The organism is Haemophilus sp. HMSC61B11 (genome assembly GCF_001838615.1).
Taxonomy (GTDB): domain Bacteria; phylum Pseudomonadota; class Gammaproteobacteria; order Enterobacterales; family Pasteurellaceae; genus Haemophilus_D; species Haemophilus_D parainfluenzae_AD.
The window spans coordinates 75,408-90,912 of sequence record NZ_KV838003.1 but is presented as its reverse complement, the minus strand read 5'-3'; the positions used below and the strand labels follow the sequence as shown (position 1 = coordinate 90,912).

Genomic DNA, 15,505 nt, shown 5'->3' with positions numbered 1-15,505 from the left:
TGCGGTTAAAATTAACCGCACTTTTTTATTCTTCTTCATCTTCGCTATAACGATCATCATCGTCATAATCATAGGTTAAGAGAGCATCCTCATCATAACCCTCTATATCAATCTGAACGCCATTTGAGCCTGCATCAAAACCGTTAAACCATGCGGTTCTCAGCTCTTCAGGTACACGTCGGCCACAATAATTAATTCGTTTATTCAATTGAGATTGGCTTTGCGCTTGGAAATCTTTTCCTACACGATAACCATCTAAATACCAGTCATCTTTATCATGACAAACCGTCGTATTTAAACGCTTTACGTGTTTGCTCACTGAAATGGGGCTACGATGTTTTACATAATAGCCCTGCGTACAAGCGCTTAATAGCCCAACAGCTAAAACGGTCGCTATTAATCTCATGTTGTCTCCTTTTACTACTTAATGTCGGGCTATTACCCCCTTTTTATGGTTTTATAGACCGACAAAATAAAAGGAAGGTTCAGAAAATATGAGAGATCCGATTTCTATTGTAGGCTAGAGCACAATCATATCATCACGATGTAACGCAACTGCACCGTACTCATAGCCAAGAATTTGTTCAATTTCTTGGGATTTTTTCCCTTTGATTAATTCCAACGCATCGCTGTTATAACGAGGCATACCGAGTGCAATCACTTTACCTGAGGTATTTTTAATTTTGACGACTTCACCGCGTGAGAAACGCCCTTCCACAGCCGTAATCCCTGCAGGCAACAACGATTTATTCTGTACTAACATCGCATTTTCAGCCCCCTCATCAATCGTCAGTATACCCGCTGATGGTGCGGCAAATAACCACTGTTTACGACTTTCTAAACGATCTGAATGATGCGCAATAAATTTCGTGCCAATTGGTTTATCATACGCCAAATCCACAATAACATCAGGTCGGCTACCTGGTGCAATAATGGTTTCAATGCCCGAACGCGTTGCCACATCTGCCGCAATTATTTTTGTACTCATCCCGCCAGTACCAAGGTTTGTACCGCTACCGCCTGCAATAGAACGAATATGGTCGGTAATTTGTTCAACCACAGGAATCAATTTCGCATCTGGATTTTTACGAGGATCGCTTTCGAACAAACCTTGTTGATCCGTTAATAAATAAAGTTGTTCCGCTTGCACTAAAATCGCAACTAGAGCCGATAAGTTATCGTTATCCCCTACTTTAATCTCAGCCGTTGCCACCGCATCATTCTCGTTAATCACAGGAATAATCTGATTGTCTAACAGGGCATGTAATGTATCGCGCGCATTTAAAAAACGTTCACGGTCTTCAATATCAGCACGAGTTAATAAAATTTGTCCAATATGAATATCATAAATCGCAAATAATTTTTCCCAGGCTTGAATAAGCTGACTCTGCCCTACTGCGGCTAGAAGCTGTTTTGACGCAATAGTTGGAGGAAGTTGAGGATGATTTAAATAATGTCGTCCAGCGGCAATCGCACCTGATGTCACAATCACGACACGAAAACCCACTTGATGAAGTTGTGCAATCTGGCGAACAATATCGACCATATGAGGTGCATTCAATTTTGGGGAACCATGTGTTAATGTGCTAGTACCAAATTTTACGACGATTGTTTTACGATTTGCCGACATAGTTTATCCTCAGTGAAAAAATAGAAAAGTGCGGTTAAATTAGCACTAAAATTAATAAAAATCACGAAAAATCCAACCTCATATACAGATTTTGTGAATAGCTATGATATAGTGCAAAAAAAAGAAAAATAGGATAGAAAATATGACATTAAGTTTGATCGTTGCGACAACAAAAAATAACGTCATCGGAAAAGATAATCAAATGCCTTGGCACTTACCTGCTGATTTAGCCTGGTTTCGTAAAAACACCACGGGCAAACCGGTAATTATGGGTCGTAAAACCTTTGAAAGTATTGGTCGCCCATTGCCGAAACGCACCAATATCGTCCTTTCACGCACGCCTTACGTATATGAAGGTGTCATCTGGAAAGAGAATTTTGAAAGTGCGGTCGATTTTGTCAAAGAATTTGATGAAATTATGTTGATTGGCGGCGGCGAGTTATTTAAACAATATTTACCTAAAGCAGATAAACTATATCTCACGCAAATTCAAGCAGACATTGACGGCGATACTTTCTTCCCTGAAATTAATTGGTCTGAATGGAACATCGAGTTTGAAGAATATCGCCAAGCTGATGAAGACAATCCCTATGATTGTCGTTTTTTAATTTTGCAACGTAAGAAAAATAAACTAAAAGCCTAATCTAAGCATATAAAAATCGGGCTAAAACAATGATTGCTTTAGCCCGATTTCTTTTGTTTTAAATAACCTTTAAAAGATTATTCTAAGCGTTTAGCCATTTCTAACCAATCTGCTTTAAATTCACGACGCATATTGTTGATTGCATCAATAATATCATGGTGAACTAATTTTTCATTTTGAATACCCACACAGTAGCCACCTTTACCTTGTAGCAATATATCTACCGCATATACGCCCATACGTGAAGCTAAAATACGGTCGAAGGCACAAGGTGAACCACCACGTTGAATATGGCCTAATACGGTTGCACGGGTTTCATGACCTACGCGAGCTTCAATCTCACGAGCAAGAGAATGTACGTCTGTGATTAATTCAGTAATCGCAATAATGGCATGGCGTTTTCCACGAATAATACTGCGTTCAATTTGACGAATTAATTCTTCACGATTAAATTCCACTTCTGATGCCACAATATACTCACAACCACCAGCAATACCTGCTGAAATGGTTAAGTCACTACAGTGACGCCCCATGATTTCCACGATAGAAATACGTTGGTGAGAACTTGAAGTGTCACGTAAACGGTCAATGGCATCCACTGCTGTTTGTAGCGCAGTTTCATAACCGATTGTGTAATCTGTTCCAGCCACATCGTTATCAATTGTGCCAGGGATACCTACGCAAGGGAAACCATGTTCTTCAGTAAGCAATTTAGCCCCCATGTAAGAACCGTCACCACCAATAACAACTAAGGCATCAATACCATGTGAACGTAAAATTTCTGCACATTTCTCACGTACGGCAGGATCCTTAAATTCAGGGAAACGAGCAGAACCTAAGAATGTACCACCACGGTTAATAATATCGGATACATTATAACGGTTTAACTGTTTGATTTTATTGTTATATAAGCCTTGATAACCGTCATAAATCCCAAATACTTCAAGCCCTTCTGCAAGAGCTGCACGAACAACGCCACGGATGGCAGCATTCATACCTGGTGCATCACCACCACTGGTTAATACAGCAATTTTTTTAATCATATTTACCTACTTTGAACTCTAAGAATAATTGGCGTCAAGATTACACCATCCATTATTTCCGCTCTAGAAAAATTTTTAAAATTTACGTGGAATTTGATCTAGTATAAGTTTTAATGATGGAAATAACTTTCACACTTCCAAGAAAGATCCGCTTTTTGTAATGTTTTGCTTTCCTTTGCCACTAAATATTTTTGTAAATTTTTTACTATTTTTACCTTACTTAAGCGTTGAAATTTTTTACCTTGTTCTACTTTTTGGGAATATTGATATTGTACAAAACCACAAGAAGGAATATTTTTTCCTTTTGCAATATCTACCTGCCAAGATGGATTCTGTTCTGTTGGTGCATAAATAACATAGCCGCTTAACTCTGTTGCAGGTTTTTTCTTTTTATTTGAATTTGCTCGGATTTTGAAATCTTGGACACGTAAATTACGATATACTTTTTCACGCAATGCCACTCGTTGCTCAATAGAACGAGATAAATCACGATCAAGCAACACTTCAATTTGAGACTGCCAATTTTCCAAGGTATCCGGCTCTGCAAGATAAACATAACGTGCAATCGTATCCAAATCTTGGCTTGCAGTAAGTTTATAGGTTTTGCCGTTATATTCAATTTTTTCAGGTGTTTGAAGCTGACTCACTTTTGCCGCACAACCTGAGAGTAAAAGTGCGGTCAATATAACCAGGATTTTATTCATTAATATCTCGCTTAAATACAAATTCTTTTTCAGTAGAGGATGTCGCATCAAACCAATAACCACCAAGGTCAAACTCTTTCAGTTGTTCAACACGTTCCAAACGATTTTGAATGATAAAACGACACATTAAACCACGGGCTTTTTTCGCATAAAAGCTGACCACTTTGTATTTACCATTCTTATTATCTAAGAAAATAGGCTTAACAATTTGTGCATCTAATTGGCTTTCTTTCACTGATTTATAGTATTCATCAGAAGCTAAATTGATCAAAATACGATCGCCTTGCTCATCAAGTGCTTGTTGCACGGATTGAGTGATGATATTTCCCCAAAAAGCATAAAGATCTTTCCCTTTGGGATTCGCTAACTTCGTGCCCATTTCCAAACGGTAAGGTTGCATTAAATCAAGGGGTTTTAATAAGCCATATAAGCCGGAAAGCATACGTAAATGACGTTGCGCGAATTGTACATCTTCATCAGATAAGCTATCGGCATCTAAACCCGTGTAAACATCACCTTTGAATGCCCAAATGGCTGCGCGTGAATTTTTTTCGTTGTGAGATTTTGTCCATTCAGCAAAGCGAGCCGCATTTAAGCCCGCAAGTTTATCGCTAATAGACATTAAGGAAGAAAGATCTTGGGGAGATAATTGACGACAGATTTCAATCAGTTGCTCACTATAATCCGTCAAGTGCGGTTGAGAAACAGGAAGATTTCTGACCGCACTTTCAAAATCTAAGGTTTTTGCCGGGGAAATAATGGCTAACATAGGTTCTCCTTTCTAAAACTGAACCGTATCTTAGCACAGGATAGCCTCCTTACTCTACCCCGTTTACGCTATCCGCTTATAGAGTCCATTCTCATTGACGATTAAGTCTTGTAACTCTAAATCTAATAACTGTACTAAAAGCAAATCCACCGGCAAATTCAATGCAACCAATAAATCATCAAGACTTATCGGTGTATAACTGATATGTTGATAAAGTTCAGGATGACTCGGCTCCACCGTAAGTATTTTGGCAGTAAGTGGTTGATTGATTGGCGTATGTAATGGCGGATGAAAAGCAACGCTGTGATTGAGGCTATCTAAAATATCTTTAACATTTTCCACCAACATCGCCCCTTGCTTAATCAGTTTATGGCAGCCTTGACTGTATTCACTTTGAATATTCCCCGGCAACGCAAAAATGTCGCGGTTTTGTTCTAAGGCATAGCGTGCTGTAATGAGTGAACCGCTTTTCTCTGTGGCTTCAATCACTAACGTTCCTAATGAAAGCCCGCTGATAATGCGATTACGACGAGGAAAATTTTCAGCAATCGGCGCTTGCGTAGGGATAAATTCAGAAACTAATGCCCCGTTATTTTCGATAATTTGCTCGGCTAATCGACGATGTTTAGCGGGGTAAATGTGATCTAATCCGCTGCCCAATACGGCAATGGTCTGCCCTTGAATATCCACCACCGCCTGATGGCTAAATCCATCAATACCTAAAGCCAACCCACTCGTCACCGTCAATCCTGCGAGAGAAAGCTCTGTCGCAAAATATTTTGCCCAATATTCCCCATAAGCCGAACAATAACGGCTCCCAACCATGGCAATTTGCTGGGCTGAAAGTGCAGTCAGATTGCCTTTCACAAATAATAAGGGTGGAAAACCACTAATTTGTTTGAGTAAAAAAGGATACTCATCTAAAAAACAGTGGATTAAATGATGACCTTCTTTTTCAGCCCAGTTCAAAGCGGGCTCAATAAATTTCATTTCCGGCTGAAACCAACGACGAATCTGCAACGCATCCCAGCCCATTTGTTGAAATGCCACTTCATCATAATTTAACAAGTCTTCTATATTCACATGGGCCAAAATTTGTTGAATCCGCACACTGCCCAATTTGGGCACTTGAGCTAATCGCAACAAAATCGACGTAAAATCGCTCATAATTCTCTCCTTTAAAAAGAAAATTATGGCGAGATTTGTCACAAAAAATGAAAAGTTTGTCTTAATTCTGCGATTCAGATCGCAAAAAGAGAAAAATTTTAGAAAAAATCGGCATACCAGAAACAAGGAATAAAACAGGACAAAAACAGCTTCTTAAAAGCTATTTTTAGAGATTAATTCTGAACAATGATTTATATTTAGAGAAATACACTTTTAAGGTTATGTAGAGATATTCATTTTAGATATAAATCACTGATAAATGATTTGACAGCAACATTTTTATCCGTAATATGGTCAGCGTTTTACAGAATTTTTTACAGGATTATCTTTTTATGTACCAAGCTGTTTCTTTATCTCTCAACCTCCTGCTCTCACATTCTTTGTGCGGCTAAGTTGTGGATAAAAAACACCTTTATGTAAAAAATCTATTATCAACCCGCACTTTTAAGATTGCGGGTTTTTTCGTTTTAAAATCACGGTAAAAATGACCGCACTTTGAGTGATAAAAGAAGGAAAACATTATGACAGATCGCGTTATTATTTTTGATACCACCTTGCGTGATGGCGAACAAGCGTTAAAAGCAAGCTTAACCGTTAAAGAGAAATTACAGATTGCTTTAGCACTTGAACGTCTCGGCGTGGATGTGATGGAAGTCGGTTTCCCGGTTTCTTCTCAAGGTGATTTTGAATCTGTTCAAACCATTGCACGCCATATCAAAAATAGTCGTGTTGCGGCACTTTCCCGTGCAGTAATTAAAGATATTGATGCTGCAGCTGAAGCCTTAAAAGTGGCAGAAGCGTTTCGTATCCATACATTTATTGCAGTTTCAGCATTACACGTTGAAGCCAAATTAAAACGTACCTTTGACGATGTGGTTGAAATGGCGGTGGCAGCAGTAAAACATGCACGTAATTATACTGACGATGTAGAATTTTCTTGCGAAGATGCAGGCCGTACAGGTATCGACAATATTTGTCGTATTGTTGAAGCGGCAATTAATGCAGGTGCAACAACTGTAAATATTCCTGACACTGTTGGTTTCTGCTTACCTAATCAATTCGGTAATATTATTGCTGAAGTACGTAACCGCGTGCCAAATATCGACAAGGCAGTGATTTCCGTACATTGCCATAATGACTTAGGTATGGCAACGGCTAACTCCTTAACCGCTGTACAAAATGGTGCACGTCAAATTGAATGTACTATCAACGGCATTGGTGAACGCGCAGGCAATACCTCTCTTGAAGAAGTGGTGATGGCAATGAAAGTTCGTCAAGAATTTATGGGCGTGGATACACGTATCAACACACAAGAAATTCATCGTGTCAGCCAAATGGTGAGCCAACTTTGTAATATGCCAATCCAACCGAATAAAGCGATTGTAGGTTCAAATGCTTTCGCACATTCATCCGGTATTCACCAAGATGGTATGTTAAAAAACCAAAATACCTACGAAATCATGTCACCAGAAACTATCGGCTTGAAGAAAGAGAAATTGAACTTAACCGCACGTTCTGGTCGCGCAGCAGTAAAAGGCCATATGGCAGATATGGGCTACACCGAACAAGATTACGATTTAGACAAATTGTATGAAGCCTTCTTAAAATTAGCAGACAAAAAAGGCCAAGTGTTCGATTATGACTTAGAAGCTTTAGCCTTTATCGATATGCAACAAGGTGATGAAGATCGTTTAGTGTTAGATAAACTTTCTGCTCACTCTACTAAAGAATATCCAGCGACTGCGTTTGTTCAAGTGGAATTAGATGGCAAAAAATTAAGTACTTCTTCTATCGGTGGTAATGGTCCGGTTGATGCAGTTTACAATGCGATCTTGAATTTAACTGGCTTAGATATCAAAATGTCGCACTACAACTTAACTGCAAAAGGCGAAGGTGCTGAAGCCTTAGGTCAAGTGGATATCGTGGTTGAACACGAAGGTCGTAAATTCCACGGTGTTGGTTTAGCGACAGACATCGTTGAATCTTCTGCTCTTGCTTTAGTTCATGCAATTAATGCGATTTATCGTGCACATAAAGTCGCCGATATTAAAAGCCACAAACATCATTAATCTATCTAATCTCCCCTTTACTTAAAGGGGAGAAAATGTGAAAAAATTAACCGCACTTTGGTGTGACTGAAATAGGAAAAACAATATGCAATCATACAACATCGCTGTTCTACCGGGAGACGGTATTGGTCCAGAAGTGATGGCTGAAGCCATTAAAGTATTAAACAAAGTCCAAGAAAAATTCGGTTTCAAACTTAACTTTAACGAGTTTTATGTGGGTGGTGCCGCAATTGATCATTGTGGTTGCCCATTACCGGCAGAAACCTTAAAAGGTTGCGATGAGGCTGATGCGATTTTGTTTGGCTCTGTAGGTGGCCCAAAATGGACAAATTTACCACCGGATCAACAACCAGAACGCGGTGCATTATTACCATTGCGTAAACATTTCAAATTATTCTGCAATCTCCGTCCTGCTACCCTTTATAAAGGACTCGAAAAATTCTGTCCATTACGTGCAGATATTGCGGCGAAAGGGTTTGATATGGTGGTTGTGCGTGAATTAACAGGCGGGATTTATTTCGGTCAGCCTAAAGGTCGTGAAGGCGAAGGTGCACAAACTAAAGCATTCGATACGGAAGTTTATTACAAATATGAAATCGAACGCATTGCGCGTGCGGCTTTTGATGCGGCAATGAAACGTCGTAAACACGTGACTTCTGTGGATAAAGCCAACGTACTACAAGCATCAATCTTATGGCGTGAAACTGTGACAGAAGTGGCGAAAGACTACCCTGAAGTCACCTTAGATCACATTTATATCGACAACGCGACCATGCAATTAATCAAAGCGCCTGAGTCTTTCGATGTGCTTCTCTGCTCTAACATTTTTGGTGATATTATTTCTGATGAAGCGGCGATGATCACAGGGTCTATGGGGATGTTACCATCTGCTAGCTTAAACGAAGAAGGTTTTGGTTTATATGAACCGGCTGGCGGTTCTGCACCGGATATCGCTGGCAAAGGCATTGCCAACCCAATCGCACAAATTCTTTCTGCGGCAATGATGTTGCGTTATAGCTTCAACTTAAATGATGCGGCTGATGCGATTGAAAATGCCGTACAAAAAGTCTTAGCAAATGGTCACCGTACGGGTGATTTAGCCGATGATTCCACCCCTGTTTCAACTGCGGAAATGGGTACATTAATCGCTAACGCAATCTAATAAAAAACAATTAAAGTGCGGTTCAAAAATACTCCGAAATTTGACCGCACTTACTACTCTAACGAATTGAGAAAAATTATGGCAAAAACTCTTTACGAAAAATTATTCGATGCCCATGTGGTATACGAAGCTGAAGGCGAAACGCCGATTTTGTATATTAACCGTCATTTAATCCATGAAGTGACCAGCCCACAAGCCTTTGATGGTTTACGTGTGGCAGGCCGCCAAGTACGTCAAGTAAGTAAAACTTTCGGTACAATGGATCACAGTATTTCTACCCAAGTACGTGATGTGAACAAACTTGAAGGCCAAGCGAAAATTCAAGTATTGGAGCTCGCAAAAAACACAAAAGCGACCGGTATTCAATTGTTCGATATGACCACAAAAGAACAAGGCATCGTGCATGTGATGGGACCTGAACAAGGTTTAACCTTACCAGGCATGACTATCGTGTGTGGTGACTCTCATACTGCCACCCACGGTGCATTCGGAGCCTTAGCATTTGGTATCGGTACATCCGAAGTCGAACACGTATTAGCCACCCAAACCTTAAAACAAGCTCGTGCGAAAAATATGAAAATTGAAGTGCGTGGCAAAGTGGCGCCAGGCATTACCGCAAAAGACATTATTCTTGCCATTATCGGTAAAACTACCATGGCAGGCGGTACAGGCCATGTGGTGGAATTCTGTGGTGAAGCTATTCGTGACCTTTCTATGGAAGGCCGTATGACTGTATGTAATATGGCGATTGAAATGGGCGCGAAAGCTGGCTTAATCGCACCAGATGAAACGACTTTCGAATACTTAAAAGGTCGTCCACATGCACCAAAAGGTAAAGATTGGGATGATGCCGTTGCTTATTGGAAAACCTTAAAATCCGATGATGATGCGAAATTTGACACGGTCATCACATTAGAAGCCAAAGATATTGCGCCACAGGTAACTTGGGGAACAAATCCAGGCCAAGTAATCGGTATCGATCAGCCAGTGCCAAATCCAGCAGAAATGATAGATCCCGTCACTCGTGCTTCAGCAGAAAAAGCGTTGAATTATATTGGCTTAGAAGCTAACGCTGATTTAAAAGAAATCCCTGTGGATCAAGTGTTTATCGGATCTTGTACTAATGCACGTATCGAAGATTTACGCGCCGCTGCGGCGGTGATGAAAGGCCGTAAAAAAGCCGATAACGTAAAACGGATTTTAGTGGTGCCGGGTTCCGGTTTAGTCAAAGAACAAGCGGAAAAAGAAGGCTTGGATAAAATCTTTATCGAAGCGGGTGCTGAATGGCGTAACCCAGGCTGCTCAATGTGTTTAGGGATGAACGATGACCGTTTAGGTGAATGGGAACGTTGTGCTTCTACTTCGAACCGTAACTTTGAAGGTCGCCAAGGCCGTAATGGTCGCACTCACTTAGTTAGCCCTGCGATGGCCGCAGCAGCGGGAATGTTCGGTAAATTCGTTGATATTCGTGACGTCACATTAAACTAAGGAGCAGAAAATGGCAGGATTTAAACAACTTTCAGGCTTAGTAGTGCCATTGGATGCGGCAAACGTGGACACGGATGCAATTATTCCAAAACAATTTTTACAAGCGATTACACGCGTAGGTTTCGGCAAACACTTATTCCACGAATGGCGTTATTTGGATGTAGAAGGCACCAAGCCAAATCCAGATTTCGTATTGAATTATCCACAATATCAAGGCGCGACCATTTTATTAGCACGTAAAAACCTTGGCTGTGGTTCGTCTCGTGAACATGCGCCTTGGGCATTAGCCGATTACGGTTTCAAAGTGATGATCGCACCAAGTTTCGCGGATATTTTCTATAACAACAGCTTGAACAATCACATGTTACCGATTCGTTTAAGCGAAGAGGAAGTGGAAGAAATCTTCCAATGGGTGTGGGCGAACGAAGGTAAACAAATCCATGTGGATTTGGAAGCGATGACCGTCACCGTAGGTGACAAAGTCTATCACTTTGAACTGGATGAATTCCGCCGTCATTGTTTATTAAACGGCTTGGATAACATCGGTTTGACGTTACAACATGAAGATGCCATCAGTGAATACGAAAAAAATATTCCGGCATTTTTACGTTAATCTGTTTTTTTACTCGGACAGCAAATATTGCTAACCATTCGGCGGACAATTTGTCCGCCTTTCTTTTTGAAAACATTCCATTTTTTTACCGCACTTTCTCCCCTTTTATTTGACAGTATCCATGCTTATCCCTATTATTCCGAGCAATATTGATTGATTTTAAAAAGAGCTGTCTATGTCACATAATCAAACCGAATTACTGAAAAAATCCCTCGCTGAACGCATCCTTATTTTAGATGGTGCAATGGGGACGATGATCCAAAAATACAAACTCACCGAGGCTGATTTTAGAGGCGAGCGTTTTAAAGAAAGTGCGGTTGATTTACGTGGCAATAATGACTTGCTCACCTTAACCCAACCGCTGTTAATTTCTGCGATTCATGAGAAATATTTACAAGCAGGTGCTGATATTATTGAAACCAATACTTTCAGTTCTACCACCATCGCGCAAGCGGATTATGATTTACAGTCTATTGCCTACGAACTGAATTTTGCGGGGGCAAAACTAGCCCGTTTAGCTGCAGACAAATACAGCACACCAGAAAAACCTCGCTTTGTTGCGGGCGTGTTAGGGCCAACCAACCGTACAGCCTCTATTTCTCCTGATGTAAACGATCCAGGTTTCCGTAACATTACCTTTATGGAACTGGTCGATGCCTATGCTGAGGCAATTAAAGGCTTAATTGAAGGTGGCGCAGATTTAATCATGATCGAAACCATCTTCGACACGCTAAATGCCAAAGCGGCAATTTTCGCCATCGAAACCGTGTTTGAAGAATTAGGTGTGGAATTGCCGATTATGATTTCCGGCACTATTACCGATGCTTCCGGCCGTACGCTTTCAGGGCAAACCACTGAAGCCTTCTATAACTCGCTTCGTCATGCTAAACCACTGACGTTCGGTTTGAACTGCGCTTTAGGTCCAAAAGAACTTCGCCAATATGTTGAACAACTGTCTAAAATCAGCGAAACCTATGTATCTGTTCACCCAAATGCAGGCTTACCAAATGCCTTTGGTGGCTACGATTTAGGGGCGGAAGAAATGGCTGCACATCTTAAAGAATGGGCTGAAAGTGGCTTTGTGAATATTGTCGGGGGTTGTTGTGGTACGACGCCAGAACATATCAAAGCCTTTGCGGATGCTATGCAAGGTATTGCACCGCGTAAATTACCTGAAATTAAAACCGCGATGCGTTTATCAGGCTTAGAACCACTCAATATTGATGATGAAAGCCTATTCGTGAACGTGGGCGAACGTAATAACGTGACTGGTTCGGCAAAATTCAAACGTTTAATTAAAGAAGACAAATTTGCCGAAGCCATTGAAATTGCCATCGACCAAGTGGAAAATGGCGCGCAAGTGATCGACGTGAACATGGACGAAGCCTTACTCGACGGCAAAAAATGTATGACCCGTTTCCTCAACATTATGGCGACCGAACCCGATGCGGCAAAAGTGCCAGTGATGATCGACTCGTCCAAATGGGAAGTAATTGAGGCAGGTTTGCAGTCGGTGCAAGGTAAACCGATTGTGAACTCAATCTCATTGAAAGAAGGCGAAGAAATCTTTATCAAACACGCTAAACTGGTGCGTAAATATGGTGCAGCTGTGGTGGTGATGGCATTTGACGAAGTCGGACAAGCAGACACCGAAGATCGCAAAGTCGAAATTTGTAGCCGTGCTTATGACATTTTGGTGAACCAAGTCGGCTTCCCGCCGGAAGACATCATTTTCGACCCGAATATTTTTGCCATCGGCACCGGGATTGAAGAACACAACAACTACGGCGTAGATTTCATTAACGCCACGGGCCGCATTAAACGTAGCCTTCCGCACGCCAAAATTTCCGGCGGTGTGTCAAACGTGTCCTTCTCTTTCCGTGGTAACAACGTGATGCGTGAGGCTATCCACGCAGTCTTCCTCTATCACGCCATCAAACAAGGTATGGATATGGGGATCGTGAATGCAGGACAGCTCGCGATTTATGACGATCTCGATCCTGAATTACGTGAAATCGTGGAAGATGCGGTACTAAATCGTAACCCTGATGCCACCGAAAAACTGCTCGATATTGCAGAAAAATATCGTAATCAAGGCAACGATGAAAGTGCGGTCGATTCTGTGGCAGAATGGCGTACATGGCCGGTGGAAGAACGCTTAAAACACGCTCTCGTAAAAGGTATTACTACGCACATCATCGAAGACACCGAAGAGGCACGTCAAAAATTGCCAACGCCGTTAGAGGTAATTGAAGGTCCTCTCATGGCAGGCATGGACGTAGTGGGCGATCTGTTCGGCGACGGTAAAATGTTCCTCCCGCAAGTGGTGAAATCCGCACGCGTAATGAAGCAATCCGTGGCGTATTTAGAGCCGTTTATCAACGCCACCAAACAAAAAGGCTCCAGCAACGGAAAAGTGGTGATTGCAACCGTAAAGGGCGACGTGCACGATATTGGTAAAAACATCGTAAGCGTGGTGATGCAATGTAATAATTTTGAAGTGATTGACTTGGGCGTAATGGTGCCGGCGGACAAAATCATTCAAACCGCGATTGATGAAAAAGCCGATATTATCGCGTTAAGTGGTTTGATTACCCCTTCTTTAGATGAGATGGAATATTTCTTGGGTGAAATGACTCGCTTGGGCCTAAATCTGCCTGTGATGATTGGCGGTGCGACCACATCTAAAGAACATACGGCGATTAAACTTTATCCAAAATATAAAGAACACGGTGTATTTTATACCTCAAATGCATCCCGTGCGGTGACGGTGTGTGCGACATTGATGAATCCTGAAAGCCGTGCAGAATTATGGGAACAGTTTAAAAAGGATTATGAGAAAATTCAGCAATCTTTCTCTAACCGTAAACCACTGCGTAAACAGCTCAGCATCGAAGAAGCGCGCGCCAACTGTTTTGACGGCTTTAGTGGTGAATGGGCGGATTATGTGCCACCAACGCCAAAACAAACGGGCATTGTGGAATTTAAAAATGTGCCGATTGCCGAACTGCGCAAATTTATCGACTGGTCGCCGTTCTTCCGTGTATGGGGCTTAATGGGTGGCTATCCTGATGCCTTTGATCATCCGGAGAGTGGCGAAGAAGCCCGCCGCGTGTGGAATGATGCGCAAGCGATGTTAGATGCGTTTGAACAAAACCACAAACTTAATCCAAGCGGCGTGTTGGGTATTTTCCCTGCGGAACGTGTGGGCGATGATGTGGTGCTTTTCTCTGATGAAGAACGCACACAACCTATCGGCACGGCTTACGGCTTACGCCAACAAACGGAACGTGGCAAAAACAGCAAAAGCCAATTTAACTTTGCCTTGAGCGACTTTATCGCTGATCGCGAAAGTGGCAAAAAAGACTGGATGGGGATGTTTGCCGTGTGTGCGGGTATTGAAGAAATGGATTTAGTGGAAGGCTACAAAGCTGCCGGCGATGACTACAACGCTATCTTACTACAAGCCGTGGGCGACCGCCTCGCCGAAGCCATGGCGGAATACCTGCACTTTGAGCTCCGCACCCGCATTTGGGGCTACACGCAAGAGGAATTCGACAACCAAGGGTTAATCAATGAAAACTATGTCGGCATCCGCCCTGCACCGGGTTATCCAAGCTGCCCTGAACATACTGAAAAAGCCTTGATTTGGGATTTATTAGACGTGGAACAACGCATCGGCATGAAACTCACTGAAAGCTATGCGATGTGGCCAGCAGCTTCTGTCTGCGGTTGGTACTTCACCCACCCGGCAAGCAACTATTTCACTTTAGGTCGCATCGATGAAGACCAAGCTCAAGATTATGCCAAACGTAAAGGCTGGGATGAGAGAGAGATGATGAAATGGTTGGGTGTGGCGATGAAGTAGGTGCTGATATTTAGAAATCACTATACATAATATTTACTTATATTACGATTTAAAATAGAATCATAACCGTATGATCTTCATTAAGATTATACTAATTTCCGTATTTTTATATAAAAGGATTACAAAATGGATCTAGATCTTGCTTTTGAGGTTGTTGATCAACAATCAACAACTATGGCTCAATATTCTAATGGTTGTTCTGGTAGCCGTAGTGATTGCTGTACCCGAGTCTGCACAAGAATTAATAATGAAGCATCTTCGACTGATGCATGGGAATTATACCTTGAGGTAAATACTGGGGTATTACAATATTAATTCATTTTCATACTAGCCCTATCAGTTATGATAG

General features: G+C 41.6%; 13 protein-coding genes. 7 read left to right on the top strand and 6 right to left on the bottom strand.

Annotation, left to right across the window (positions count from 1 at the left end):
* Positions 1 to 25: 25 nt before the first annotated feature.
* Entirely contained in the window at positions 26 to 406 is a 381-nt protein-coding gene (locus HMPREF3263_RS09560; protein WP_005696814.1) for a hypothetical protein, read from the bottom strand.
* Positions 407 to 520: 114 nt separating this feature from the next.
* Positions 521 to 1,630 carry a glutamate 5-kinase gene (proB, locus tag HMPREF3263_RS09555; RefSeq protein ID WP_005698613.1) on the bottom strand — a complete coding sequence of 370 codons (1,110 nt, stop codon included), beginning with the start codon at positions 1,628 to 1,630 and terminating at the stop codon, positions 521 to 523.
* Positions 1,631 to 1,772: 142 nt separating this feature from the next.
* On the opposite strand from proB, the gene folA reads away from it, so the two are divergent.
* Positions 1,773 to 2,273: a type 3 dihydrofolate reductase gene (gene folA, locus HMPREF3263_RS09550; RefSeq protein WP_005698719.1), complete on the top strand. Its 501-nt coding sequence runs from the start codon at positions 1,773 to 1,775 to the stop codon at positions 2,271 to 2,273.
* A gap of 77 nt (positions 2,274 to 2,350) precedes the next feature.
* On the opposite strand, the gene pfkA is transcribed toward folA, so the two are convergent.
* From pfkA to dprA, 4 genes are all read right to left on the bottom strand, one after another.
* On the bottom strand, positions 2,351 to 3,316 hold the full coding sequence (gene pfkA / locus HMPREF3263_RS09545) for a 6-phosphofructokinase (protein ID WP_005698696.1): 966 nt from the start codon (positions 3,314 to 3,316) through the stop codon (positions 2,351 to 2,353).
* Between the two features lie 110 nt (positions 3,317 to 3,426).
* A complete protein-coding gene (locus HMPREF3263_RS09540) occupies positions 3,427 to 4,020 on the bottom strand; it encodes a hypothetical protein (protein WP_005698629.1) in 594 nt (197 codons plus the stop codon).
* Positions 4,013 to 4,789 (bottom strand): peroxide stress protein YaaA, encoded by a 777-nt coding sequence (gene yaaA, locus HMPREF3263_RS09535; RefSeq protein ID WP_005698688.1) that lies wholly within the window; start codon positions 4,787 to 4,789, stop codon positions 4,013 to 4,015. The genes HMPREF3263_RS09540 and yaaA overlap by 8 nt, the downstream gene beginning before the upstream one ends.
* 63 nt (positions 4,790 to 4,852) lie before the next feature.
* Positions 4,853 to 5,956 carry a DNA-processing protein DprA gene (dprA, locus tag HMPREF3263_RS09530; RefSeq protein WP_005698603.1) on the bottom strand — a complete coding sequence of 368 codons (1,104 nt, stop codon included), beginning with the start codon at positions 5,954 to 5,956 and terminating at the stop codon, positions 4,853 to 4,855.
* A gap of 521 nt (positions 5,957 to 6,477) precedes the next feature.
* Here dprA and leuA point away from each other — a divergent pair.
* From leuA to HMPREF3263_RS09500, 6 genes are all read left to right on the top strand, one after another.
* On the top strand, positions 6,478 to 8,025 hold the full coding sequence (leuA, locus tag HMPREF3263_RS09525; protein ID WP_005696823.1) for a 2-isopropylmalate synthase: 1,548 nt from the start codon (positions 6,478 to 6,480) through the stop codon (positions 8,023 to 8,025).
* An 85-nt stretch (positions 8,026 to 8,110) separates the two neighbouring features.
* The gene (gene leuB, locus HMPREF3263_RS09520; protein WP_005698713.1) at positions 8,111 to 9,187 is read left to right on the top strand and encodes a 3-isopropylmalate dehydrogenase; all 1,077 of its coding nucleotides are present in this window, start codon (positions 8,111 to 8,113) and stop codon (positions 9,185 to 9,187) included.
* Between the two features lie 78 nt (positions 9,188 to 9,265).
* Positions 9,266 to 10,675: a 3-isopropylmalate dehydratase large subunit gene (gene leuC, locus HMPREF3263_RS09515; protein ID WP_005698669.1), complete on the top strand. Its 1,410-nt coding sequence runs from the start codon at positions 9,266 to 9,268 to the stop codon at positions 10,673 to 10,675.
* 10 nt (positions 10,676 to 10,685) lie between these two features.
* A complete protein-coding gene (leuD, locus tag HMPREF3263_RS09510) occupies positions 10,686 to 11,288 on the top strand; it encodes a 3-isopropylmalate dehydratase small subunit (protein WP_005696826.1) in 603 nt (200 codons plus the stop codon).
* Positions 11,289 to 11,463: 175 nt separating this feature from the next.
* On the top strand, positions 11,464 to 15,156 hold the full coding sequence (gene metH / locus HMPREF3263_RS09505; RefSeq protein ID WP_005698695.1) for a methionine synthase: 3,693 nt from the start codon (positions 11,464 to 11,466) through the stop codon (positions 15,154 to 15,156).
* Positions 15,157 to 15,330: 174 nt separating this feature from the next.
* Positions 15,331 to 15,471 carry a hypothetical protein gene (locus tag HMPREF3263_RS09500; RefSeq protein ID WP_204369569.1) on the top strand — a complete coding sequence of 47 codons (141 nt, stop codon included), beginning with the start codon at positions 15,331 to 15,333 and terminating at the stop codon, positions 15,469 to 15,471.
* Positions 15,472 to 15,505: the final 34 nt, after the last annotated feature.

What these genes read in the sequence shown, in the direction of transcription:
- leuC (WP_005698669.1), top strand. Translation starts at nt 9,266, where the DNA reads ATGGCAAAAACTCTTTACGAAAAATTATTCGATGCCCATGTGGTATAC.
- leuD (WP_005696826.1), top strand. Translation starts at nt 10,686, where the DNA reads ATGGCAGGATTTAAACAACTTTCAGGCTTAGTAGTGCCATTGGATGCG.
- proB (WP_005698613.1), bottom strand. Translation starts at nt 1,630, where the DNA reads ATGTCGGCAAATCGTAAAACAATCGTCGTAAAATTTGGTACTAGCACA.
- HMPREF3263_RS09560 (WP_005696814.1), bottom strand. Translation starts at nt 406, where the DNA reads ATGAGATTAATAGCGACCGTTTTAGCTGTTGGGCTATTAAGCGCTTGT.
- folA (WP_005698719.1), top strand. Translation starts at nt 1,773, where the DNA reads ATGACATTAAGTTTGATCGTTGCGACAACAAAAAATAACGTCATCGGA.
- pfkA (WP_005698696.1), bottom strand. Translation starts at nt 3,316, where the DNA reads ATGATTAAAAAAATTGCTGTATTAACCAGTGGTGGTGATGCACCAGGT.
- HMPREF3263_RS09540 (WP_005698629.1), bottom strand. Translation starts at nt 4,020, where the DNA reads ATGAATAAAATCCTGGTTATATTGACCGCACTTTTACTCTCAGGTTGT.
- metH (WP_005698695.1), top strand. Translation starts at nt 11,464, where the DNA reads ATGTCACATAATCAAACCGAATTACTGAAAAAATCCCTCGCTGAACGC.
- HMPREF3263_RS09500 (WP_204369569.1), top strand. Translation starts at nt 15,331, where the DNA reads ATGGCTCAATATTCTAATGGTTGTTCTGGTAGCCGTAGTGATTGCTGT.
- yaaA (WP_005698688.1), bottom strand. Translation starts at nt 4,789, where the DNA reads ATGTTAGCCATTATTTCCCCGGCAAAAACCTTAGATTTTGAAAGTGCG.
- dprA (WP_005698603.1), bottom strand. Translation starts at nt 5,956, where the DNA reads ATGAGCGATTTTACGTCGATTTTGTTGCGATTAGCTCAAGTGCCCAAA.
- leuB (WP_005698713.1), top strand. Translation starts at nt 8,111, where the DNA reads ATGCAATCATACAACATCGCTGTTCTACCGGGAGACGGTATTGGTCCA.
- leuA (WP_005696823.1), top strand. Translation starts at nt 6,478, where the DNA reads ATGACAGATCGCGTTATTATTTTTGATACCACCTTGCGTGATGGCGAA.